Below are 22,677 nucleotides of genomic sequence, written 5' to 3'. Positions count from 1 at the left end.
CACACCTCGGTCAGGCCGAACCGGCCTCAAGGGCCACGCCACGGCGCTGGCGCCAGAAGTAACCGATGCCCAGCAGGACGAACCAGACCGGGCTGGCCAGCAGTGCCTGGCGGGTATCGGCCTGCAGGGTCAGCAGCACCAGGACGAATGCGAAGAACACCAGGCAGGCGTAGCACATGGCCACGCCGCCGGGCATCTTGAACTTCGAAGCCTCGTGCAGGTGCGGGCGCTTGCGGCGGTAGGCGATGTAGGCGAACAGGATCAGCGACCAGACGAACATGAAGAGCACCGCGGCCAGCGTGGTGATCAGGGTGAAGGCCGTCACCAGGTTCGGGATCACGTAGACCAGCATCGCGCCGGCGAGCAGGCACAGGCACGAGAACAGCAGGCCGCGCGAGGGCACCGCCGCGCGCGACAGCAGCGCGAAGGACCTGGGCGCGTGGTCTTCCTGGGCCAGGCCGTAGAGCATGCGGCTGGTCGAGAAGATGCCGCTGTTGGCCGAGGACGTGGCCGAGGTCAGCACAACGAAGTTGATCAGGCTGGCCGCGGCGGGGATGCCGGCAAGCACGAACAGTTCCACGAACGGGCTCTTGCCCGGCACCACTTCGCGCCACGGCGTCACCGCCATGATCGCCACCAGCGCCAGCACGTAGAACAGCATGATGCGGACCGGGATGGAGTTGATCGCCTTGGGCAGGTTGCGCTCCGGGTTGGCGGTCTCGGCGGCGGTGGTGCCGACCACTTCGATGCCGACGAAGGCGAACACGGCGATCTGGAAACCGGCGAAGAACCCGGCGATGCCGGTCGGGAACAGGCCGCCGTCGCTCCACAGGTTCGACAGCGAGGCCACATGCCCCGACGGCGACTGGAAGCCCCAGGCAACCATGCCCAGGCCGGTGACGATCAGCGCGCAGATCGCCACGATCTTGATCAGGGCGAACCAGAATTCCATTTCGCCGAACAGCTTCACCGTGACCAGGTTCAGGCACAGCAGCAGCACCACGCACATCACCGCCGGTATCCACGGCGCCAGTCCGGGGAACCAGAACTGGGCGTAGGCGGCGATGGCGATGACGTCCGCGATCGCGGTGATGATCCAGCAGAACCAGTACGTCCAGCCGCAGAAGAATCCGGCCCAGGGCCCGAGCAGGTCGGTGGAGAAGTCGATGAACGACTTGTATTCCAGGTTCGACAGCAGCAGCTCGCCCATCGCACGCATCACGAAGAACAGCATGATGCCGATGATCAGGTAGACCAGCAGGATGGATGGGCCGGCGAGGTTGATGGTCTTGCCCGAACCCATGAACAGGCCGGTGCCGATGGCCCCGCCTATGGCGATGAGCTGGAGATGCCGGTTGGACAGGCTGCGCTTGAGGTGATCCGGATGCACGGATGAATCGGACATGTGGCGCGGCCGTCGTCGTTGGGTGTGACGACAACATAGGGGAAGCGGCGGGCCGCCGCCATAGGCCTGGCCGTCGGGCCGCGAAGGCTGCGTTGTCCGGACCATGAACCCGCGCCTGACCGTGGTGGTAGCAACGTGCGTCTTGCTGGCGTCGTGCGCCACGCACGCGCCGGTCAAGCGGATGGAGCGCGCGCAGCACACCGCCTTCCAGGCACTGCAGGGCACCGAGCTGACGGCGCAGGAGATCGACAAGGTCGCCGACCTGTGCCCGTTCGGCATGCCGCAACATGTACCGGGCTGGGACCACGGCCTCACCGAGTTCGTGGTCCGCGACGGCTACGCGCTCGAACACAGTGGCCAGTACCGCATTCCGCTGTGGGTGTGCGAGCGGCTGGTGCCGGAGCACCTCAACAGCCGCTATCCGCGCAAGGACAACTTCCGCGCCGATCCGGAACTGTCCGGGCCGCACGCCGAGCTGGCCGATTACAAGGGGTCGGGTTTTGCCCGCGGCCACCATGCGCCGGCGGAGGACCACGCCTGGAGCAAGCGCCTGCTCGACGAGACCTTCTATCTGTCGAACATGTCGCCGCAGCTGGGCGGGTTCAACTCCGGGGTCTGGAGCCAGGTCGAGAAACGCGTGCGCACGATGGCCGCAGACAGCGTGGTCACCTGGGTGATCACCGGCGCGCTGCTCTACGACCCGGAGGAGGAGCAGGCTTCGACCGCCGACGGCTGGGTCGAATACTTCACCATCGGCGCCGGCGTGGCGGTGCCGACGCACCTGTTCAAGATCGTGGTCAGCGAGCAGGACAACGGCGACGTGGAGGCAGTGGCGTTCGTGATCGCCAACGCCAAGCCGCCATCGCCGTATTCGCACGCGGACTTCATCAAGCCGGTGCGCTGGGTCGAAGAGCGTTCCGGGTTCGACTTCATGCCCGAGCTGGAGCCGGCGCAGTCGCAGCGCCTGGAAGCGCGCGCCGGGCATATCGACTCGCCGTGACTGCATCCTCGATCCGGCCATGATTGGCGTTGCCAACTACCGCCTGCGCTATCGGCCACTGCGTGCCAGCGTGGCGATCTCCTCGGCGGAGCTGGGGACGTTCGGCACGCTGGGATGCCTGGCCACCAGCAACGGCCAGGATCGCTGGGGCATTACCGCCGGGCACGTGGTCACGCGCACGAACGCACGGCGCATGGACATGTTCCAGCCGGATCTGCGCGTGGTTGGGGCGCTGGTGTCGGAACCGTTGACGGACATGAAGGTGGTCGCCGGCCTGGACGTGGTCGCGTTCCGCATCGCGCGCACCATCGCCACGACGCCGGCCATCCTGGAACTCGGGGCCTGGCAGGGCGTTGCCGAACCCGTGAGCGGAATGGTGGTGATGAAGTCCGGATTCGCGACCGGGGTGACGCGTGCGCGCATCGGCCAGGTCGATGCCGACGTGTTCCAGGTGTTGCCCGAAGCGGGCATGCCGCCAGGGTATGCCGCCTTTGCCGCAGGCGACTCAGGCGCTGCATGGATGAGCGAGGATGCAATGCTGGTCGGTATCCATGTATCGCAGGGCCAGCAGGGTGCGGCAGGGCGCGCGTTGCGCCTGAAGGCGGCGCTGTCGCGGCTGGGGTTGCGGCTGGTGGTGTAGCTGGCCAGACTCGCCCCATGACCGACCCGTCGTTCCGCATCAACAGCGCACTGACCGTGGAAGCCAGGCGCGGCCCGTTCGGTGGCCGGCGCTGGATGGCATTGCTCACCGCGCTCGGTGACGCCGAGTCGATCACTGCCGCGGCCAGGGAGGTTGGCCTGAGCTACAAGGCCGCATGGGACGCGATCGATGCCATGAACAATCTGTCCGAGCAACCGCTGGTGGAACGGGCGGTCGGTGGCAAGGGCGGCGGCGGTACGCGCCTGACCGATCACGGTCGTCGGCTTGTGGACGCCTACCGCGCAGTCGAGGAAGAGAACCAGCGTTTCATCGAGCGCATCAACGCACGCATGTCCGGCGCAGCGGCGGAACTGGAAACCATCGGGAGACTGGCCATGCTCACCAGCGCGCGCAATCACTTCGCCGGCAAGGTTGTCCGCATCGCCACTGGCGCGGTCAACGATGAAGTCGAACTCGAGCTGTCGGGTGGCGCGCGCATTGTCGCGATCATCACCCACGAGAGCCTTCAGCACATGGCGCTGGCGGTGGGCGACAGCGCGGTGGCGCTGGTCAAGGCGTCGAGCGTGATCGTCGCTACCGGCGCCGATGCCGGGGTCAAACTGTCGGCGCGCAACCGCCTGCAGGGCAAGGTAGCTCGCGTGCAGCCGGGGGCGGTCAATGCGGAAGTGGTGATCGACCTTGGCGGGGGCAATTCGGTTGCGGCGATCATCACCAACACCTCGGCGCAGGTGCTGCAGCTGGCCGAAGGCGTCGAGGCCGCGGCGATCTTCAAGGCCTCCAGCGTGATCCTCGCTGTCGGGGCCTAGGTCGCCACGCCAAGTCGCCCGCGATCCATCGTGATTACTGCGTCGGCGAGGTAGTCGATCTCGTTGCGCGAGTGTGTGACATACAGCATCGGCACGCGCGTCTCTACCTTGATGCGTCGCAGGAACGGCAGGATCTGCTGCTTCAGGCGATCGTCCAGCGACGACAGCGGTTCGTCGAGCAGCAGCAGGCGCGGCGAGTAGAGCAGCGCACGACCGAGGGCGACGCGCTGGCGTTCGCCACCGGACAGCAGGGCAGGGCGACGGTCGAGCAGCGGCACGATCTCCAGCAGTTCGGCCACCGAATGCAGGTCGTGCCGGCGCATCTGCGGCGCGATGCGGTCGTGGCCGTACAGCAGGTTGCGGCGCACGGTCAGGTGCGGGAACAGCTGGCCGTCCTGGAACACCAGGCCGAAATGCCGCTCCCACGGCGGGACGAAGCGATCGCTGGCGGTATCGACCAGCACGTCGCCGTCGGCGCGGATGATGCCGCGACCGGGACGCAGCAATCCGGCGATCAAGGCCAGCAGCGTGCTCTTTCCGGAACCGGACGGACCGAACACGCCGGTCACTCCGGCGCCGACTTCGGCACGGGCCGACATCGTGAAATCGCCACGGGCGAAGTCGAGGTCAAAGCTCAGCATGCTGGTGCCTGTGGTCCTGGAACCCGAGCTTGCGTTCCGCGCGGTGGCTGACCCAGCGGCTGAGCAGCAGCGCCGCCACCGCCAATGCGATCGACAGCAACGACAGCCGCATCGCCGCTGCTTCCCCGTCGGGCACGTGGGTCAGGCTGTAGATCGCCAGCGGCAGGGTACGCGTCTCACCGGGGATGTTGCCGACGAACGCCATCGTCGCGCCGAACTCGCCCAGGCTGCGCGAGAAACACAGGAAGCTGCCGGCAATGATCCCCGGCACCGACAGCGGCAGCGTCACGCTGAAGAACACGCTCCACGGCCGCGCGCCCAGGGTGATCGCTGCATTCTCCAGGCGCGGATCGATCAGGCGGAACGCCAGCCGGATCGGCTGCACCATCAACGGGAACGCCATCACCGCCGAGGCGATCACCGCGCCCTTCCAGGTGAACGCAATCACTATCCCGAAGGTCGCCTGCAGCCAGCCGCCCAGCGGGCCGTTGGTGCCCAGCAACAGCAACAGCAGGTACCCCGGCACGACCGGCGGCAACACCATCGGCAGCTGCACCAGCATGTCGATCCAGAACTTGCCGGGGAATCGCCGGCGCTCGAGCAGCCAGCCCAGGGCGATGCCGAACGGCAGGCAGGCCGCGGTCGACCACAGCGCCACCTTCGCCGACAGGCGCAATGCATCCCACTCTTCTGGCGACAGCCACATGTGCAATCAGGGTTTGAGGCGGGTGAACCCGTAGCGGGCAAAGATATCCGCCGCGGCGGCGGAGGTCTGCACGAAACGCACGAACGCCTGCGCTTCCGGGCGCGCGCCCTTGACCACCGCGAACGGGTACACGATCGGCTTGTGGGTGTCGGCCGGGAAGGCCTTGAGCACGTCGACCCTGCTGCTGATCTTCGCGTCGGTGGCGTAGACGATGCCGAGCGGGCACTCGCCGCGCTCCACGAATGCCAGCGCCGTGCGCACGTCGTCGGTGCCGACGATGCGGCCCTTCAGTGGCGTCCACCAGCCCAGTGCCTCCAGGCTCTGCCTGGCATAGATGCCGACCGGCACCACGCCCGGCTCGCCGGTGCACAGCTTGCCCTTGAAGGCGCCGGCGAAGTCGAAGCCGCGCTTCATCTCGACCGGGACGTTCTGGCCCTTGGGCGCGATCAGCACCAGGTCGTTGCCGAGCAGGTTGATGCGCGTGCCGGCGGCGATCCGGCCGCGCTGGTCGAGGTAATCCATCCAGGTCAGGTCGGCCGAGGCGAAGACGTCGGCCGGCGCGCCGGCTTCGATCTGCTTGGCCAGCGCCGAGGAAGCGGCATAGGCCAGGCTCGGCTTGGGGTGGCCGGCCTTTTCCCAGGCCGCGCCGATGTCGTTGAGGGCGTTGGTCAGGCTGGCCGCGGCGAAGACCCGAACCGGTTCCTCGGCGGCGGCCGGGCCGGCCAGGGCCAGCAGCGCGACCAGGGCAAGGCGGCGGGCGAACCGGCGTAGGGGAAGCGGGGGCAGGGCAGGCAGGGGCTGGGCGGGCATGGTGCTGCTCCGGACGGCAGTGGGTCGCTATATAGCGAAATATATAGCGCATTCCGCCGCCCGTGTGCGGCCCGGTCGCAGTTCGGCTGTTGAACGAAACTGCGCCCCGTCGACAGCGACAGGGCGCAGCGTCATTGCGTCGTCATCGCGCCTCAGTTGCTGCTGGCGTGCGGCTGCTCCATCTTGCGCTGCGCTTCTTCCAGCGCCTTCTTCATGCTCAGCGTGTCCGCACCCTGTGAAGGCGGGAAGTCCATCAGGGTCTTCAGGTGCGCGGCGATGAACGGGCCGGCCGCCGTCGGGGCCCACAGCTTGGAAGCGAAGAACTTGCGGCCGATGTAGCCCCACTCGTGCGACTGCGGATCCATCTTCTCCATCGGATCCATCAGCAGGTTGAACACGTAGGGCACGCTCGGGTAGTACTTGGCATCCCACCAGCTGCCTTCGCGCTTGACGCCGATGTGCATCTTCCAGCCATCGACGCGGACCGCCATCAGGTCGGTCTCGTCGTAGTAGAAGATCTCGCGCCGCGCCGACTTGGCCGACTTGCCGGTCCAGTGGTCGAGGTTGTTGTAGCCGTCCAGGTGCACCTTGTACCTGGTGCCGTTCATCGTGTAACCGGCGATCAGCTTGTCCTTGAGGTCGGGCAGTCCTGCCGCGGCCGCCAGCGTGGCGAACAGATCCTCGTGGTTCTGGATGCCGTTGGAGATCGTGTGCGGCTTGACCTTGGCTGGCCAGCGCATCAGGCACGGGACGCGCACGCCGCCTTCCCAGGTCGTGCCCTTTTCGCCGCGGAACGGCGCATAGCCGCCATCGGGCCACAGCATCAGTTCGTTGCCGTTGTCGGTGGAGTAGATGACGATGGTGTTGTCTTCGACACCGAGCTCCTTGAGCTTGGCCAGCAGCTGGCCGACCTGCTCGTCGTGCTCGATCATCTTGGCGCGGACCAGGTCTTCCTCGGCCCGGCCTTCGTCCACCGCCTTCTGTATGTACTTCTTCGTGCAGTGCGAATGGATGTGGATGGCGGTGGTGTTGAACCAGCAGAAGAACGGCTTGTCGCCCTTGCCGACGCGATCGAGCCAGTCCAGGGTCTTCTCGACCACTTCGCCGTCGAAAGTTTCCATGCGCTTGCGGGTCAGCGGCCCGGTGTCCTCGATCTTCTGCTTGCCGACGCGGCCGAACTTCGGGTCCTCCGTGGCATCGTCCTTGTCGCTGACCCAGGTGTGGAGGACGCCGCGCGGTCCGAACTTCTTCTTGTATTCGGGATTCTTCTGGCCGGGATAGTCGAGCTCTTCAGGCTCTTCCTCGGCGTTGAGGTGGTACAGGTTGCCGAACCACTCATCGAAGCCGTGCATGGTCGGCAGGAATTCATTGCGGTCGCCAAGGTGGTTCTTGCCGAACTGGGCAGTGGCGTAGCCGACCGACTTGAGCACTTCGGCCAGGGTCGGGTCCTCGGCCTGGATACCGCGGGTGGAGCCGGGGATGCCGATGGTGGTCATGCCGGTGCGGATCGGCAGCTGGCCCATGATGAATGCAGCGCGCCCGGCGGTGCAGCTGGGCTGGCCGTAGTGATCGGTGAAGACGATGCCGTCGCGGCCGATGCTGTCGATGCTCGGCGTGGTGCCCATCATGCCGTGCGAATAGACACCGACGTTCCACATGCCGATGTCGTCACCAAAAATGACAAGGATGTTCGGCTTGTCGCTCTTCTTTGCAGTTCCCATGTTTGAAGCTCCTTGGACTTCGAGCGGCCGAGCCGCGATTCGGATTGCATGCCACGTCCCCGAATTCCCCACCCCCGTGGTCGAACGACTACCCAACCCCCATTCCCTTCAACGCCACCACGACCAGTTGCAGTGCCAGTGCCACCTGCTGCACGGCCAGCACCGCCCCGAAAATCTGCAGCAGCAGCGGTCCGACGCCACGCATGACCTGGCGTACGAACATCATCGCCAGCAGGTTCACCGCCATGATCGCCATCACCCCGCCGAGCAGCGTCGTCGAACGCGAGGCGTCGCTGCTGAGCGCCATCAACGCGATCAGCGCGGCGATGCCGTAAGGCGTGACGACGATCGGAAAGACCAGGTGCATCAGTCGCGGCTCGGAGCCCGCCGGCGGTGCGGGGTCGCCGTACTGCTCCAGCACCTGCTTCAGAGCGACCAGCAGGAAGACGATTCCGCCGGTCAGCTCCATCACCGGAATGGTGATGCGCCACTTCTGCATCATGGCGCTGCCAATCAGCCCGGCGACCAGCAGCGTGCCCGCGCTGATCAGGGCGACCTTGATCGCCATCCTCCGGACCGCCTTTGGCTTCATCGTCGAGGTCGCACGATGGAACGGCGCCAGGATCTTCACTGGCCCCAGCATGATGAAGAACAGCAGCATCACGTTGCCCGTCGTCAGGATGTAGACGTTATCCGGGGTCACCTGCTGGAGCATGGCGTCACCTCATCGCACGAAAAGCCACATGGCGGTCAGGCCGCCGAGCAGGAGCAGGCCGATGCTGGCAGCGATTGTTCCCCGCTGGTGGGAGACGTACTCGCCGCGCTCGATGTCCCTGCCAACGGCCCAGTACCGGTAGATCGACCACATCAGCAGCAGCAATCCGAGCACGACCATGCCCAGGCCGGCGTTGCCGGCATCGCGAAGGAAGTGCCGGGAGTGATGCTCGGCGAGTTCCTTCTGCTGCACCAGGTACATGCTGAAGCGATTGAGGGTGATGCCGAAGCCGACCAGCGACACGGTCGTGCGCAGGTAGCTCAGATGGGTGCGTTCATTGGCCAGGTGCGAGCGCAGGTTCGATACCTGCGTGCGATACACCGACAGGCGAGTGCGATAGATCGACAGCCGCGTTGAGGAGCTGGCGACGTCCGGCTTGCCATCGATCTCGGAGGCGATGTCGGCGGGAAGTTGCGGTGGTGCGGGAACCTGGGGCATGGCAATGCAGGACCTCGCGAATCAGGAGGCGGATTGCAGCAACCGCCACGGTGGTGGCGGCAGGCCCTGGCATTGTTGTCCCTACGATGTGAAGGTTTCGTGCCATCGGCACGTGGAATGCGGCTAGGCGTACTGGGCGATGCCGTCGCCAAACGACCAGTTCTCCTTGGCGACCTCGACAAGGCTGATGAAGACGTCCTGTGTGCGCATGCCAAGTCGCGTGTGCAGACCGTCGGCGACCGCGCGATAGAAATCCTGCTTCTGTTCCAGGCTGCGACCCTGGTTGAGCGTGACCTGGATGATGATGCAGTCGTCGCTGCGCTCGATGCCAAGATACGTGCGGTCGATCGAAAGCGCGCCGCGCGGATGATGCGTGAAGATCTGGAAGCGGTCGTCCTTGGGTGCCTTGAGGATGCCCTCGATGGCTTCGTGGATCACATCACCGATGCCTTGCAACCAGGCATCGTCCTTGCCTTCCATCAGATCTACGCGTACGAGGGGCATGTTCGTTTCCTGCGATCAGGGGTTGGCGGTGAACGTAACAGGGCGCAGGTGTGATTGTCGCGAAGGAGCTCGGGCCCGGCGGACGACGCCGTAACGCAGGCGGAAGCCTTGGCACGCAGGCGCAAGCAGGCTTCTCATTACGTCCGGTACGACAAGCCAGGGGAGCCCCGACAAAAAAGGGCCGGCAAGCGCCGACCCTTTTTCACTGCTCGAAGGAAACTCAGCCCTTCTTCGCAGGCTCCGGCTTCGCCGCCGGTGCAGCCGCGGCCGTGCCGCTGGCCTGCCAGCCGCAGGTCTTGCCTTCGTTCTGCTGCTTGAGCCAGCTCTGCAGCGGGGCGAAGTACTCCAGCACTGCCGAGGCGTCCATCTTCTCGCCGCCGGTCAGTTCCTTCATGGTCTTCTGCCACGGCTGGCTGGCGCCCTTGCTCAGCATCGCCTGGTAGCGCGCGCCGGCTTCCTTGTTGCCATAGAAGCTGCACTCGTACAGCGGGCCCTTGTAGCCGGCCGAATCGCACAGCGCCTTGTAGAACTGGAATTGCAGCACGTGCGAGAGGAAGTAGCGCGTGTACGGGGTGTTGCCCGGCACGTGGTACTTGGCACCGGCGTCGAAGTAGTCCTCGCCGCGCGCCGTGGCCGGCGCCACGCCCTGGTACTTGGCCTTCAGGTCCCACCACGCCTTGTTGTACTCGCCCGGCTTGATCGAACCGTCGAACACACCCCAGCGCCAGCGGTCGATCATCAGGCCGAACGGCAGGAAGGAGACCTTGGCTAGGGCCATGCGCATCTGCGAGTTGATCAACGCCTCGTTGCTCTGCTGCTGGTCGCCGACCAGGCCGATCGACTGCAGGTACTTGGGCGTCATCGACAGCACGATGGTGTCGCCGATGGCTTCATGGAAACCGTCGTGCGCGCCCTGCTGGAACAGCGGCGGCTGCTTGTTGTAGGCCAGGTCGTAATAGATGTGGCCGAGCTCGTGGTAGATGGTGGTGAAGTCTTCCTCGTTCGGCTTGATGCACATCTTGGTGCGCACGTCGCCGGCCATGTTCATGTCCCACGCGCTGGCGTGGCAGACCACGTCGCGGTCGCGCGGCTTGATGAACTGCGTCTTGTCCCAGTAACTGGCCGGCAGCTTCTGCATGCCAAGCGAGGTGTAGAAGTCCTGCGCGCGTTCGGTCATCAGCTTGGCCGAAGCGAGCTTTGCGTCCTGCTCGATCTGGGCCAGGTCGGCCGGCGTGCGCTGGCCCGCGTGCTTGACCAGCTGCGCGTCATACGCGGCCTGGTACTGCGATTCCAGTGCGCCGGTGATGTCGAGGCTGCCGGCGTTCTGGTACGGGGCGAGGATGTCCCAGAGGTTGCCCCAGTCCTGCTGCCACATGTTGCCCATCAGGTGCGCCGGCAGCATGTTGCCGGCGACGTGGCCCTTGTCGTCGCCGTACCTGGCTTCCAGGCGGGTGCGGGTGTAGCAGTGCAGCTGCTCGTACAGCGGCTTGACCTGGCCCCAGAGACGATCGGTTTCGGCCGACATTTCGGCCGGGCTCATGTCGTAGCCCGAACGCCACATCTCGCCGGTGTCGGCGAAGCCCAGGTCATGGGCGCCGTCGTTGACCAGCTCGACGAAGCGCGTGTAGTCCTTGCGCATCGGCTGGGCGATGGTGTGCCAGCCCTGCCAGGCATCGAGCTGGGCGTCGTAGTCGCGGCTGCTGCGCAGCACGTCTTCGAGTTCGCCCAGCTGGCGGCACTTCTTGGCGTCGCCGTCGCCGGTGCAGTAGGTGCCGGCGCCGTACATGCCTTCGAGCTTCGAAGCGATCTTTGTCAGCTCTTCGAGCTTGGCCGGATCCTTCGGCGGCGGCATCGCCGTGCCGAGCTTGAGCAGCTGGATGGCGCGCGCGGTGTCAGGCGACATCTGCTGGCCTTCGAAGCGCGCCGACTGCTCGATCCAGCTGTTGAGCTGGGCGAGGTAGCGCTCGTTGGCCTTGGCGGCCAGCAGCTGGCTGTCGTCATTGATGTAGGTCGACGACAGCCACTGGGCGGCCGTCATCTCCGGGAACAGCTTGCGGTATTCGTCGTTGACGCGGGCGATGAACTGGTCGGCGGTTTCGCCTGCGGGCGCGGTGGCGGCGGTTCCGCCCGTGGTCGTCGTGGCCGGGGTCGGTTCCTTCTTGCAACCGGCCAGTCCGATCACGGCGGCGGTAATGCCGAGCGCGAGCAGGGCGCGTACAGGTTTCATCATCTTTCTCTCCGGGTAAGGCCCGCGCTGCTGCGACGAGGCCCCCGAAGGCTAGTGGCCCGTCCGCGCTGGTGCAAGTTGCGGACGTTGGGGCGAGCGGGCCGCAGGGCCGCACCGGGCCGGGAGCGCAACGTCCACGGGTTCCCGCCTGCGCGGCAACGGCGGTCAAAGAGGAATCAGGCGGGCAGGGTGCGGCTGGCGGCGTCGGCCAGGCCGCGCTCGTGCAGCCATTGCCAGGCGTTGTCGGCGTCGTGCTCGAAATAGGCGCGGGCCGAGCCCAGGCGGAAGGTGTAGCCCCAGCCATCCATGTCGGCCAGGACGCGCTCGCGGCCGACGCCGGGCAGGGCGTCGCCGAGCAGCGCCTGCAGCACGCAGACGGCGTCCTCCTCCTCGATCGAGTCGGTGGCGTCGGTGTGGACCTGGGCGCGGCGCTCGGGCGGCAAAACGATCAGGTGCGCGGCTTCGTGCAGCAGCGAATGCACCGGCGTGTCGCCCCGTGCATAGACGTTGTGGCCGATCAGGCCGGCCTCGCACTCGCCCCAGTAACTGCCCGGAATGGGCTGGCCATCGGCCACGCGCTCAAGCTGCAGGCCATAGCGGGCGAGCAGGGCAGCGACGGCGGTAGCGTCGATGTCGGCAAGAGTGAGCATTGCGAATGCGCCCGATGTAGCCCGGGTAAGCGAAGCGCACCCGGGGCGGAGCCTGCCGGTCCCCGGGTGCGCTTCGCTTACCCGGGCTACGGGTTGTTGCGGGTCAGGCCTGCGCCGGGTTTTCCGGCAGTGCCACGGAGATGTCCAGGACCTTGTTGTCGCCGTCGCCGATCAGGTCGACCTTGACCGCGTCCGCGTCGACGTTGATGTACTTGCGGATCACCTCGAGCAGCTCGCGCTGCAGCATCGGCAGGTAATCCGGGCTGGTGCCGCCGCGACCGGCGCGCTCGTGCGCGACGATGATGCGAAGGCGATCCTTGGCGATGGATGCGGTCTGCTTCTTGGCCAGCAGGAAATCGAAAAGGCCCATCCTCAACCTCCGAAGATCTTGCTGAAGAAGCCCTTCTTCTCCGCAGTGGTGAAGCGCATCGGGCGGGTGTCGCCCAGCAGGCGCGCGACGGCATCGTCGTAGGCCTGTGCGGCGTCGGACTCGGTCTCCAGGATCACCGGTTCGCCTTTATTGGAGGCGTTGAGCACGTCCGGCGATTCCGGGATCACGCCGACCGTCTTCAGGCCGAGGATCTCCTCGACGTCGCCGACGCTGAGCATCTCGCCGGTTTCCACGCGCTTGGGGCTGTAACGGGTCAGCAGCAGGTGTTCCTTGACGCGCTCGCCGTTCTCGGCGCGGCGGGTCTTGGACGACAGCAGGCCCAGGATGCGGTCGGAGTCGCGCACCGAGGACACTTCCGGGTTGACCACGACGAGGGCCTGGTCGGCGAAGTACATCGCCAGGTAGGCGCCCTTCTCGATGCCGGCCGGGGAGTCGCAGACGATGTAGTCGAAGCCGTCGGCGATCATGTCGTCGAGCACCTTCTGCACGCCTTCCTTGGTCAGCGCGTCCTTGTCGCGCGTCTGCGAGGCAGCCAGCACGAACATGTTGTCGAAACGCTTGTCCTTGATCAGTGCCTGCCTCAGCGTCGCCTCGCCGTTGACGACGTTGACGAAGTCGTAAACCACGCGACGTTCGCAACCCATGATCAGGTCGAGGTTACGCAGGCCGACGTCGAAGTCGATGACGCCAACCTTGTGGCCTCGACGGGCGAGGCCGCAGGCAAGGCTGGCGCTGGTCGTGGTTTTGCCAACGCCGCCCTTGCCCGAGGTGACTACGATGATTTCGGCCAAGTTCAAATCCTCCAGTGATGCGGCATCAGTCAAGTGCCGCGATTTTTAGTTGTTGGTCTTCAAGCCAGACCTGCACCGCCTTGCCGCGCAGGTCCTTGGGAATCTCTTCCAATACCTTGTAGTGCCCTGCGATGGCAACCAGCTCGGCATGGAACTCGCGACAGAATATCCGCGCCTGCTCGTTGCCCTGCGCGCCTGCGAGCGCGCGACCACGCAATGGTCCGTAAATATGCACCGAGCCGTCGGCGATCACTTCGGCACCCGCGCCGACCGTTGTGAGAACGGTCAGGTCGCGGTTTTCGGCATAGATCTGCTGGCCCGAACGCACCGGCTTGGACTGGATCATGCCCGGCGATGCCGATGCGGCGGCGGTATTGGCCTTGGCAGCGGCGGCCGGTTCCGGCTCGCGGCGCGACGGCGGTGCCGCCTGCGGTGCGGGAGCGGGCGCGGCGGCGGCTTCGTCGCGTTCGTACGACGCACGGAATTTCGCCAGCAAGGGCAGCCCCAGTGCCTGCGACAGTTGTTCGATCTCGCTGGTGCCGTAGGCGACGGCGACCGGCAGCACGCCGGCGTCGCGCAGGCCCTTGATCAGGGCGGTGGCGGTGGCCTGGTCCGGGGTCCGGGTCAGGCCGCCGAAGTCGAGCACCACGGCGGCGCGGGCGAACAGCTTGGGCGCGCGCTGGACGCGGTCGCGCATCTCGCTGACGAGGCGGTCGACGTCGAGGGTGCGGATGCGGAGATTGGCGATTCCGACCTGGCCGATCTTGAGTTCGCCGGCCGGTTCAAAGTCCATCGCCGCGCTCACAGGCCGGTTCCCGTGGGCCGCTGCATCAGGGCGTCGGCTGCCTTGGGGCCGCCGTGGTTGCGCGGTCCCCGTGGCTGGATGATCCACGGCACCTGGGGCAGGGCATCGCCGTAGGTATCGCGCACCCAGGCATGGCTGCACAGCGGTTTCATCAGCATCGCGGCGCGTACATCCGCCTCGGTCATCATGTGTTGTCCGACCTCGTGGAATCCAAAGCTGCCATGGAACAGCAGGGCGGGGTCGTTGCTGCCTTCCAGGAACACTTCGCAGGCCATCTGCGGGTAGCGCATCTCGGCATAGCTCTGTGCATCGGCATAGAAGGCGCGACCGACGCCGCCGCCGCGACGGCGGCTGGCCACGACGATCCGGTCGATATAGAAGAAATCGGGGTAGCGCTCGCGGAACCAGCGGAAATTGCTGCTGTCGTGCTCGCTGTGGCTGCCCGTTCCGATCAGGAATCCAGCCAAGGCACCGTCGCGCTCGGCGACACGGAAATATTCTGCGGTTTCGAAGAAATGACGCAGTCGGGCCGCATCCAGCGGCAGGATCGCGGGGCCCGCGGCATTGTTCAGTGCAAGGACGGAATCCAGCTCGTGCTCACGCACGTCGCGGACGACGATCGACATTCCGGGCTCCAGTATTTCGTAAACCGGACGCATGGCACGTCCGGCCGGGCGATTATCGCATGGCCGTCACGCATGGGCGACCGGCGGCACGAAATGCAGGGCGAACGGGAGGCGCGGGGGTAGACGCGGGGGTGGCCGGCCATCCCCGCCGGTCGGAATGCCTGCCCGGGTGGACATCAATTTCGCCCCGTTTGCTCCAGCATGACTTTCGGACGGCTCCCCAGGCCCTTGATGCAGTTAGCATGCCGACATGCTCGCCCGCCTGAATCACACTCGACTGCTGCGCTACGCGGGCCTGTTCACCTGGGGCGCGGTAGGCCTCTGGCTGCTCAACGTCTGGCTCGACCCGACCCTGCTGGCGCCGGACGCCGAAGGCCCGCCGACCCTTCAGGTGCTGCGCTGGCTCTCGGTCTACCTCACCTTCGGCGCGGTCTACTGGTGGATCACCCGCCAGCTCGGCCAGCGCCGCCCGGGCGTGGTCGACCACGGCCTGCTGCTGGTCCTGACCGCCTGCGCCATTGGCGTTGGCTACTTCTCCGGCACCGGCCTGGGCAGCATCCTGCTGATGGTCGTGGCCGGTTTGCTGCCGTGGCTGATGCCGGTCCGCTTCGGCCTGGTCTGGCTGATCTGCGGCAACGTCGCGATCATCCCGGTGTTTGTCGGCGCCCTGGATTTCCCGCCGATCCTGGCGGTGCTGCAGTCGCTGGCCTACATGGGCTTCTCCAGCCTGGTCTTCGTCACCGCCCTGGTCGCCCGCCAGCAGGCCGAGGCGCGCGAAGAGCAGCGCCGCCTCAACGCCGAGCTGCGTGCCACCCGCGCCCTGCTGGGCGAGAGCGTGCGCGTCAACGAGCGCACCCGCATCTCGCGCGAGCTGCACGACCTGCTCGGCCACCACCTGACCGCGCTGAGCCTGAACCTGGAGGTGGCCGGCCATCTGTCAGAGGGGCGGGTCAAGGAACACGTGCAGCAGGCCCACACCCTGGCGCGCCTGCTGTTGACCGACGTGCGCGAAGCCGTAAGCCAGTTGCGCGAAGGCGGGGCGATCGACCTGGGCGCGGCGTTGCTGCCGCTGGCCGAGAACGTGCCCGCGCTCGAGATCCACATGGATATCGAGACGCCGCTGACCCTGGACGATCCGGAGCGCGCCCATGTCATGCTGCGCTGCACGCAGGAAATCATCACCAACGCGGTGCGCCATGCCGGCGCCCGCAATCTGTGGATCAACGCCGGCCGCCGTAGCGATTGCATCGTGATGAGCGCGCGCGACGATGGCCATGGTGCGGACACTTTCGTCGCCGGTAACGGCCTTCGCGGAATGCGCGAACGGCTGCAGCAGCACGGCGGCGACCTTAGAATCGAAACCCGGCCGGAAGCAGGCTTCTGCCTGCACCTGACGTTGCCGGCCTCGGCGGCTGCGGCCGCTGCTTGCGAAGGAGTCATCGCATGATCCGTGTGTTGATAGTCGACGACCAGACACTGGTGCGGCAGGGGGTTCGTTCCCTGTTGTCGCTGGCCGAGGGGATCGAAGTGGTGGGAGAGGCCGGCGACGGCCGTCATGCGGTGGAGCTGATTCCGCAGATCAATCCCGACGTGGTCCTGATGGACATGCGCATGCCGGTGATGTCGGGACTGGAGGCGCTGCAGGCACTGGCACGCACCAACAGCCTGCCGCCGACGATCATCCTGACGACCTTCGACGACGACCAGCTGGTGCTGGCTGGCCTGAAGGCCGGTGCCAAGGGCTACCTGCTCAAGGACGTCTCGCTGGAGCAACTGGTCAGCGCGATCCAGGCGGTGGCCGACGGCGGCTCGCTGATGCAGCCGGCGGTGACCCAGCGCCTGTTGTCCGGGCTGGAGCACATGCGCAACGACTTTGTCAGCCTCGATCGCCCCGATCCGCTGACCGAGCGCGAGACCGAGATCCTGCGCCTGATGGCGGGTGGTTTCTCCAACAAGGAGATTGCCAATTCGCTGGGCGTGGCCGAGGGCACGATCAAGAACCACGTCTCCAACATCCTGTCCAAGCTGGGCGTGCGTGACCGCACCCGCGCCGTGCTGAAGGCCTTCGAGTTGCAGCTGGTCTGAGGTTGATGGGGTGACCCGGGTGCCTGGATTGGATCCGGGGGCCCGGGGGGCGATGCGGGCACCCCGGGTGCGCTGCGCTTACCCGGGCTACGGCTGGGCGCTGGCCGGCCGCCTGCGGGGGCCAATGGCCCTGTCCGGCACGCTTTTGTGTTGCCGCCGTCCTACACCGCCCGCAGCTTCCTTGATACGATTGCGGGTCTGTGTCCCGGTCCGACCGGGTGCCGGCCCTCGGAGAAACCTGAATGACCCGTCTGATCGAGATTTTGATTTCCTTGGCGATTGTCGCCGCGCTGTTCCTCATCGTAGGCATCGCGCTGCCGTCAAGCCGTCATTTGCAGCACTCGGTTGAAACCAACCGCAAAGTTACGATTGTTTTCGACACCCTTAACAGCCTGCGCCGCTTCAAGGACTGGAACCCGCTGGTCCTGCGCGATCCGAAGATGCAGCTGAAGTTCTCCGGCCCGGAATCGGGCGTCGGCGCCCGCATGGACTACGACTCCAAGGAGAAGGGTCTGCGCCAGGGCAGCTGGGAAATCACCGAGAGCGTCCCGGGCAAGCGCATCGCCTATGCCCTGAACGACATCGAGCCGGGCAAGAACAAGCGCACCGTGTTCACGCTCAAGCCGACCGGCCGCGGTGGTCGTAACGTCGAGATCTCGCAGACCTACGACGTGGACTACGGCTGGAACCTGATCGGTCGCTACGCTGGCCTGTATGTCAGCAGCAACGTCGGCGAAGACATGAAGATGGGCCTGGGCCGCCTGAGCAACATGCTCGCCGCCGTGCCGAACTACGACTACGCCGAGCTGAGCAAGGACGATCCGGCCAAGGCGCCGAAGCTGGTGGAGCGTCCGGCCGAGAACCTGCTGGTCGTGACCGCCGCCGTCGAGCGCACCAACGACAAGGTGATGGGCCAGATCAACAGCAACATGGAGTGGATCAAGAAGGTCATGGCCGCCAACGGTCTTGAGCCGGCCGGTCCGGTCCGCATCGTCACCAACGAGTTCGGTTCCGATATCTACTCCTTCGACGTCGCCCAGCCGGTCCGCAAGGTCGGCTCGACCGATGAGACGGCCAAGCTGGACGTGAAGGTCGAAGGTCCGGTCGTGGCCGTCTACAACGAGCCGGCGAAGGTCGCCGTGGTGCCGTCGTTCAAGGGCCACATGGCCAACCTGGCGAAGGTGCGCGACGCCCTGCGTGGCTGGGCGCTGACCCACGGTTACGAGACCGTCGAGCGCCCGTACGAGTCGTGGAAGGGCGGCGTCGCTGCCGGCTTCACCGAAGACGGCGAGTACGACGTGTTCTGGGCCGTCAAGTAAGACGCGCTCTAGACGCAACGGCTGTAAACCAGAACGCGCCGCGGATTTCCGCGGCGCGTTTTGTTTTGGGGGGCGTGCCTTCGGATGGGCGTCATCCGCTGGGCCGGGGATTGCTCCGCCCCTTAGTCGGACATCCTGTCCGAATGCGGGGCGCGGGACATCCATGTCCCGCTGCGGAGCAATCCCCGGCCCAGCGGACGACGCTTCGGCGAGTCATTGCATGGTCTTCGTCGATAGACGCTTCGTCATCCCGGTGAAGGCAGGGACCCCGTGACGTTGCTCTGGCGAGGCAGCGACTGGCTGATATCGTGACGGGGCGTCCATCTGTCGACTTCCGCATGAATGCCAATCCCTCCGCGCTGGCCACCCGTCTTCTGACCGCCACCGGCGCCGTCCTGGCGGCCCTGTCCGTCGCCTTGTCGGCCTACGCGGCGCACGCCGTCGACGCGGGCGCGCAGCATCGGCTGTACTCGGCGGCGCTATTCGCGTTCGGCCATGGCATCGCGCTGGTTGCACTGGCGCCGCACCTGCGGCGGAAACTCACGCTGGTGGCGGTTTCGGCATTGCTGCTCGGCACGCTGCTGTTCTCGGGCAGCCTGGCTGCGGCGGTTCTGTTCGGCACCGCCACGGCGTTGGCGCCGTTCGGCGGCAGCCTGATGATCCTGGCGTGGCTGCTGTACGCGGCTGACGCACTCCGGCGCTGACATGCCACGCTATTCGCGCGGATTCGACACCGAGGCGGCCCACGCGCACCTGCTCAAGCGCGATCGCAAGCTGGCCAGGTGGATGCGCAGGATCGGCCCGCTGGCGCCGGATCCGCGCTGGCGCAAATCCTTCGATCCCGTCGATGCCCTGGCGCGCGCGATCCTTTACCAGCAGCTCAGCGGCAAGGCGGCGGCGACGATCGTCGGCCGCGTCGAAGCGGCGATCGCGAGCACGCGCTTCCACTGCGACACCCTCGACCGCATCGACGATGCGGCGTTGCGTGCCTGCGGCGTGTCCGGCAACAAGTCGCTGGCGCTGCGCGATCTGGCTGCACGCGAGGCGCGCGGCGAGATACCCGACCTGCGCCGCATGAGCCTGATGGACAACGACGCGATCATCGCCGCGCTGGTGCCGGTCCGCGGCATCGGCCGCTGGACCGTCGAGATGATGCTGATGTTCCGACTGGGCCGGCCCGACGTCCTGCCGGTCGACGACCTGGGCGTGCGCAAGGGCGCCCAGTCGGTGGATGGCCTGGACGTCATGCCGACGCCGAAGGAACTGGCCGCAGTGGGCGAGCGCTGGGGGCCGTACCGGACCTACGCCAGCCTGTACCTGTGGAAGATCGCTGATCTGGACAGCCCGGCAAAGACATCCACCCGACGCTCCCAGGACTGAGCAGGCGGCAGACATCAAGATCGTCTTGACGCGCCCTGCGGGAAGATGGGCCGTCAGCGGCGTCCGGGGAGCTTGGATGGCCGCGGCGCAGCACGCAGTCGGCCCCGGGGCGACGCGCGCTGCCTGTTCTCCATGCCGACGAGGGAGGTGTGCCATGCGAATGCAGGACCGTAGCGCCCCGAAGAAGTGGACGATGGTTGCATCCTGGGTGCTGTTGTTCGCATCCGCGATCGCATTGGCCAGCCCGTCCAACAAGTGGCGCATCCAGGTCAGCAGCGACGCCGACACTGATGGCGTCGTCGTGTTCCGCATCGCCCCGGTCAACGGCCAGCCCGTCGATGTCAGCGTGCCGGTGCCAAAGAACGCCGGCGAGAACCATGTCGCCGGCCTGATCCGCGACGCGATGCGGGCGAAACTGGGCGACGCCTACCGGGTCGAGGTCGACGACGGTGAGGACGTGCTGGTCAAGAAGCACCTGGGTGACGCCAACTTCGAGCTGACTGTCGTGCAGCAGACGGTCAAGGGCACGCGGATACGCCTCGACAAGGAGTAGGCGGCGCCGGAACTACCCGGCCCGGTAGCGCCAGTGCCACGGCTCGTAGACGATGCCGTGCGGGTTGTCGCGCGGGTAGCTCATCACGAACCCATAGCCCTCGGCGTTGTCGCGCAACCAGGCAAACGCGGGCGTGGCTTCGAACGACTCTTCGGCCGGAGGCTCGTCCGGCGCGCCGATGTCCAGCGCCAGGCCGGAATGGTGCTCGCTGTAGCCGGGCGCGGCATTGACGGTGAGGATTTCCTCGACGCTCAGGCCGCGGCCGAGCTTTCGCTCGAAGATGCCCAGCTGGTAATCGTGGCTGCGGTAACCGGAGATGGCTTCGAGCACCACGCCTTCGCGCAGCGCCGCTTCGCGCAGGTGCGACCAGGCGCGCGCGGCCTCCACGTGCAGCCACAGCGGACGGCGGTAGCGATCGAAACCGGCGAGCGCGAGCCAGTCGGGTTCGGCCACCAGTTCCAGGCCGGTGCGCTCGCCGTAGTCGCCATCCAGGCCGAGCGACTGCAAACGCTCCTCGAGGCGGTCCAGCGGCAGTTCGCGGACGTGCTCGATGCCGGCGCGCAGATGCGTGGGCGGTGCGTCGATGGCATCGAGCGCGGCATCCAGCCCGGGCTCGCGGCGCAGGTGCGGGACCAGCGCCAGCAGGCCTTCGGGCAGGTCGAGGGCGAGGTATTGGCCATCGCGCTTGCGGCGCAGGACATGGCGGGCGCGGGCCAGCGCACGCGCGTCGAAATTGCTGCGGGCACGCAACAGCCCGCCCGGCCAGAGTTCGATCTCGGGCGTGTTGATCAGGATTCGGGGCTGGCCGCGCATGGCGTGCAGGTTAGCGGGCCGGGCCGGTCGATGCCACGCCGCACGCGACGCCCACGCCGATGCCGGCCCGCGGAGCGTCTCCGGCGGCAATTCAGGCAGGCTTCTTCAGCACCGCGCGCAGATGGTCGAACGGGGTGACGGCCATCACCGAGACCAGCTCCCAGCCGTCCTCGCCGAGGCGGTTGAGTTCTTCCTGCAGCCGCTCGCTGACGGCAGGGCCGAGCATCCTCGGCACGATTTCCACGATTTCGTAGGTCCAGCGTTGGCTCATGGCGGGTTCCTCATCAATAGGTGGATGGGGTCGATGGGGTCGAAGGGGTCAATGCGGTCGAAGGCCGGCAGGTTGCTTGCGGCCACCAGCAACGGGATGACGTAGTCCAATGTCGCGCGCCCGCTCATCCAGTCAGCCCGGAGTGATGCGGTACAGCGGCGCCGGAATGAACTCGCCGGTGGCGTAAAGGTGGCGACCGTCGCGGCTCCACGCCAGCGCCTCGGCCTGGGGCAGCCATGGCAGCGGCTCGAACCTGGGCGCGCGCGCGACGGCCTGGCCCCAGTCCTCGCGTGCCTCGCGCGGGTAAAGCAGCAGCCAGCGATAGGTCATCACGGCCAGCGTGCGCCCGTCAGGCGACAGGTCTGCGGCGGTCACCTGGCTGTCCAGGCGTGCGCGCTGTGGATTGCGCCGCAGCGTGTTGGCGTCGGCCTGCGGAACGCCGGCCAACGTGCCGAGCTTGTGCGCGGTCTGCAGCGCGGTGCCGCGTGGATGCAGCGGCAACGAGAACAGCTCCGGCGGTTGTCGACGCTTCGATATCAGCAACACCTGGCGGCTTTCCGCATCCACCGCGACGGCTTCGCAATCGCGTGCGCCGTCGGGCCATCGGAACGCGATCGACCACGCCGGTCGCAAGCGCGCGTTCTCGATTCGCGCCGGCTCCTCGACGATGTGCAACTGCAGGCTTCGGCGCAGTCCACCGTTGTCGCCGGTGTCGGCAAGCAGCAGGTAGTTGCGGCCGTCGAGCTGGAAGGACGCCATGTCCTCCCAGTCGGTCTTGGTCACGCCTTCCACGCGCAGCGTCGCCAGGCGCGTGCCGCTGGTGCTGACCGCGAACAGCCGCTCGGGATTGCCGCCGTCGTCGAGCATCCACAGCACGTCGCGATGGCGACGCGACGCGGCCATGCCGCTGATCTCGTCCAGTTGCGGGTCGAGCATCACGCCGGCGAGATGCGTGCCGCGACCCTCGTCGACGGGATCCGGACTTTCATCGGCGCAGCCCGCCAGGGCCACCGCGCAGGCGAGTACCAACGCGCAGGTGAGGGCGAGGACGATTCGTTGCGCGGCTGAGGAGGCGGGGGCGGGGCCGGACATCGGCACAGGATGGCATGCGTTTTGCAGCCCGACAAAGGCGGCGACGACAAACTGCGAACCGCCAGTGGGTTGCCGTTGTTATCGCGGCGTGCACGGCCGTTGCCTGCCACGGGCCGGTCCTCGTGTCCGCAATGGGCCGCAATGGGCCGCAAGGGACCGCCCGGGCAGATGCGTGCAGACCTTTTCACCCAGTCCCCATAAACTGGC

26 protein-coding genes are annotated in these 22,677 nt (G+C 66.7%); 9 read left to right on the top strand and 17 right to left on the bottom strand.

The window, feature by feature from the left end:
- Positions 1 to 10 precede the first annotated feature (10 nt).
- A complete protein-coding gene (cycA, locus tag MNR01_RS05745; RefSeq protein WP_241919973.1) occupies positions 11 to 1,405 on the bottom strand; it encodes a D-serine/D-alanine/glycine transporter in 1,395 nt (464 codons plus the stop codon).
- Between the two features lie 103 nt (positions 1,406 to 1,508).
- Between cycA and MNR01_RS05740 the strand changes: the two genes are divergently transcribed.
- From MNR01_RS05740 to MNR01_RS05730, 3 genes are read left to right on the top strand one after another with little or no spacing between them, the layout of a single operon-like run.
- Positions 1,509 to 2,405 (top strand): DNA/RNA non-specific endonuclease, encoded by an 897-nt coding sequence (locus tag MNR01_RS05740; protein ID WP_241919972.1) that lies wholly within the window; start codon positions 1,509 to 1,511, stop codon positions 2,403 to 2,405.
- Between the two features lie 19 nt (positions 2,406 to 2,424).
- Positions 2,425 to 3,045 (top strand): S1 family peptidase, encoded by a 621-nt coding sequence (locus MNR01_RS05735; RefSeq protein ID WP_241919971.1) that lies wholly within the window; start codon positions 2,425 to 2,427, stop codon positions 3,043 to 3,045.
- A 17-nt stretch (positions 3,046 to 3,062) separates the two neighbouring features.
- A complete protein-coding gene (locus tag MNR01_RS05730; RefSeq protein WP_241919970.1) occupies positions 3,063 to 3,872 on the top strand; it encodes a TOBE domain-containing protein in 810 nt (269 codons plus the stop codon).
- Here MNR01_RS05730 and MNR01_RS05725 read toward each other — a convergent pair.
- From MNR01_RS05725 to MNR01_RS05665, 13 genes are all read right to left on the bottom strand, one after another.
- Positions 3,869 to 4,513: an ATP-binding cassette domain-containing protein gene (locus MNR01_RS05725; RefSeq protein ID WP_241919969.1), complete on the bottom strand. Its 645-nt coding sequence runs from the start codon at positions 4,511 to 4,513 to the stop codon at positions 3,869 to 3,871. The genes MNR01_RS05730 and MNR01_RS05725 overlap by 4 nt on opposite strands.
- The gene (gene modB, locus MNR01_RS05720; protein WP_241919968.1) at positions 4,500 to 5,219 is read right to left on the bottom strand and encodes a molybdate ABC transporter permease subunit; all 720 of its coding nucleotides are present in this window, start codon (positions 5,217 to 5,219) and stop codon (positions 4,500 to 4,502) included. The genes MNR01_RS05725 and modB overlap by 14 nt, the downstream gene beginning before the upstream one ends.
- A gap of 6 nt (positions 5,220 to 5,225) precedes the next feature.
- On the bottom strand, positions 5,226 to 6,029 hold the full coding sequence (gene modA, locus MNR01_RS05715; RefSeq protein WP_241919967.1) for a molybdate ABC transporter substrate-binding protein: 804 nt from the start codon (positions 6,027 to 6,029) through the stop codon (positions 5,226 to 5,228).
- Between the two features lie 152 nt (positions 6,030 to 6,181).
- Entirely contained in the window at positions 6,182 to 7,750 is a 1,569-nt protein-coding gene (locus tag MNR01_RS05710; RefSeq protein WP_241919966.1) for an arylsulfatase, read from the bottom strand.
- 88 nt (positions 7,751 to 7,838) lie between these two features.
- Positions 7,839 to 8,465, bottom strand: coding sequence for a MarC family protein (locus MNR01_RS05705; protein WP_241919965.1), 627 nt, complete (start codon positions 8,463 to 8,465; stop codon positions 7,839 to 7,841).
- Between the two features lie 9 nt (positions 8,466 to 8,474).
- Positions 8,475 to 8,963 (bottom strand): DUF202 domain-containing protein, encoded by a 489-nt coding sequence (locus tag MNR01_RS05700; RefSeq protein WP_241919964.1) that lies wholly within the window; start codon positions 8,961 to 8,963, stop codon positions 8,475 to 8,477.
- A gap of 123 nt (positions 8,964 to 9,086) precedes the next feature.
- Positions 9,087 to 9,467, bottom strand: a complete 381-nt coding sequence (locus tag MNR01_RS05695; RefSeq protein ID WP_241919963.1) for a tautomerase family protein — start codon at positions 9,465 to 9,467, stop codon at positions 9,087 to 9,089.
- A 220-nt stretch (positions 9,468 to 9,687) separates the two neighbouring features.
- Positions 9,688 to 11,694 carry a M2 family metallopeptidase gene (locus MNR01_RS05690; RefSeq protein ID WP_241919962.1) on the bottom strand — a complete coding sequence of 669 codons (2,007 nt, stop codon included), beginning with the start codon at positions 11,692 to 11,694 and terminating at the stop codon, positions 9,688 to 9,690.
- Between the two features lie 176 nt (positions 11,695 to 11,870).
- Positions 11,871 to 12,344, bottom strand: a complete 474-nt coding sequence (locus tag MNR01_RS05685) for a hypothetical protein (RefSeq protein WP_241919961.1) — start codon at positions 12,342 to 12,344, stop codon at positions 11,871 to 11,873.
- Between the two features lie 103 nt (positions 12,345 to 12,447).
- Complete coding sequence (minE, locus tag MNR01_RS05680) at positions 12,448 to 12,714, bottom strand: cell division topological specificity factor MinE (protein WP_158734134.1); 267 nt, start codon at positions 12,712 to 12,714, stop codon at positions 12,448 to 12,450.
- Positions 12,715 to 12,716: 2 nt separating this feature from the next.
- A complete protein-coding gene (gene minD, locus MNR01_RS05675) occupies positions 12,717 to 13,526 on the bottom strand; it encodes a septum site-determining protein MinD (protein ID WP_200604503.1) in 810 nt (269 codons plus the stop codon).
- 25 nt (positions 13,527 to 13,551) lie between these two features.
- Positions 13,552 to 14,319: a septum site-determining protein MinC gene (minC, locus tag MNR01_RS05670; RefSeq protein ID WP_241919960.1), complete on the bottom strand. Its 768-nt coding sequence runs from the start codon at positions 14,317 to 14,319 to the stop codon at positions 13,552 to 13,554.
- An 8-nt stretch (positions 14,320 to 14,327) separates the two neighbouring features.
- The gene (locus MNR01_RS05665; RefSeq protein WP_241919959.1) at positions 14,328 to 14,957 is read right to left on the bottom strand and encodes a GNAT family N-acetyltransferase; all 630 of its coding nucleotides are present in this window, start codon (positions 14,955 to 14,957) and stop codon (positions 14,328 to 14,330) included.
- A 250-nt stretch (positions 14,958 to 15,207) separates the two neighbouring features.
- On the opposite strand from MNR01_RS05665, the gene MNR01_RS05660 reads away from it, so the two are divergent.
- The 6 genes from MNR01_RS05660 (at position 15,208) to MNR01_RS05635 (ending at position 20,294) form a co-directional block, all read left to right on the top strand.
- A complete protein-coding gene (locus tag MNR01_RS05660) occupies positions 15,208 to 16,404 on the top strand; it encodes a histidine kinase (RefSeq protein ID WP_241919958.1) in 1,197 nt (398 codons plus the stop codon).
- Entirely contained in the window at positions 16,401 to 17,042 is a 642-nt protein-coding gene (locus tag MNR01_RS05655) for a response regulator transcription factor (protein WP_241919957.1), read from the top strand. The genes MNR01_RS05660 and MNR01_RS05655 overlap by 4 nt, the downstream gene beginning before the upstream one ends.
- Before the next feature lie 242 nt (positions 17,043 to 17,284).
- Positions 17,285 to 18,361 (top strand): SRPBCC family protein, encoded by a 1,077-nt coding sequence (locus tag MNR01_RS05650; RefSeq protein ID WP_241919956.1) that lies wholly within the window; start codon positions 17,285 to 17,287, stop codon positions 18,359 to 18,361.
- Positions 18,362 to 18,699: 338 nt separating this feature from the next.
- Positions 18,700 to 19,065 (top strand): DUF423 domain-containing protein, encoded by a 366-nt coding sequence (locus MNR01_RS05645; protein ID WP_241919955.1) that lies wholly within the window; start codon positions 18,700 to 18,702, stop codon positions 19,063 to 19,065.
- Position 19,066: 1 nt separating this feature from the next.
- Complete coding sequence (locus MNR01_RS05640) at positions 19,067 to 19,741, top strand: DNA-3-methyladenine glycosylase (RefSeq protein ID WP_241919954.1); 675 nt, start codon at positions 19,067 to 19,069, stop codon at positions 19,739 to 19,741.
- A gap of 193 nt (positions 19,742 to 19,934) precedes the next feature.
- A complete protein-coding gene (locus tag MNR01_RS05635; protein ID WP_241919953.1) occupies positions 19,935 to 20,294 on the top strand; it encodes a hypothetical protein in 360 nt (119 codons plus the stop codon).
- Positions 20,295 to 20,306: 12 nt separating this feature from the next.
- On the opposite strand, the gene MNR01_RS05630 is transcribed toward MNR01_RS05635, so the two are convergent.
- The 3 genes from MNR01_RS05630 to MNR01_RS05620 form a co-directional block, all read right to left on the bottom strand.
- Complete coding sequence (locus tag MNR01_RS05630) at positions 20,307 to 21,107, bottom strand: M15 family metallopeptidase (protein ID WP_241919952.1); 801 nt, start codon at positions 21,105 to 21,107, stop codon at positions 20,307 to 20,309.
- Between the two features lie 91 nt (positions 21,108 to 21,198).
- Positions 21,199 to 21,378 (bottom strand): DUF4177 domain-containing protein, encoded by a 180-nt coding sequence (locus MNR01_RS05625; RefSeq protein ID WP_241919951.1) that lies wholly within the window; start codon positions 21,376 to 21,378, stop codon positions 21,199 to 21,201.
- Between the two features lie 132 nt (positions 21,379 to 21,510).
- Complete coding sequence (locus tag MNR01_RS05620; protein ID WP_241919950.1) at positions 21,511 to 22,470, bottom strand: hypothetical protein; 960 nt, start codon at positions 22,468 to 22,470, stop codon at positions 21,511 to 21,513.
- Positions 22,471 to 22,677 lie beyond the last annotated feature (207 nt).

Source organism: Lysobacter sp. S4-A87, assembly GCF_022637455.1.
GTDB lineage: Bacteria > Pseudomonadota > Gammaproteobacteria > Xanthomonadales > Xanthomonadaceae > Lysobacter_J.
The sequence above is the reverse complement of the archived record's forward strand: the minus strand, read 5'-3'. Positions and strand labels throughout refer to the sequence as shown.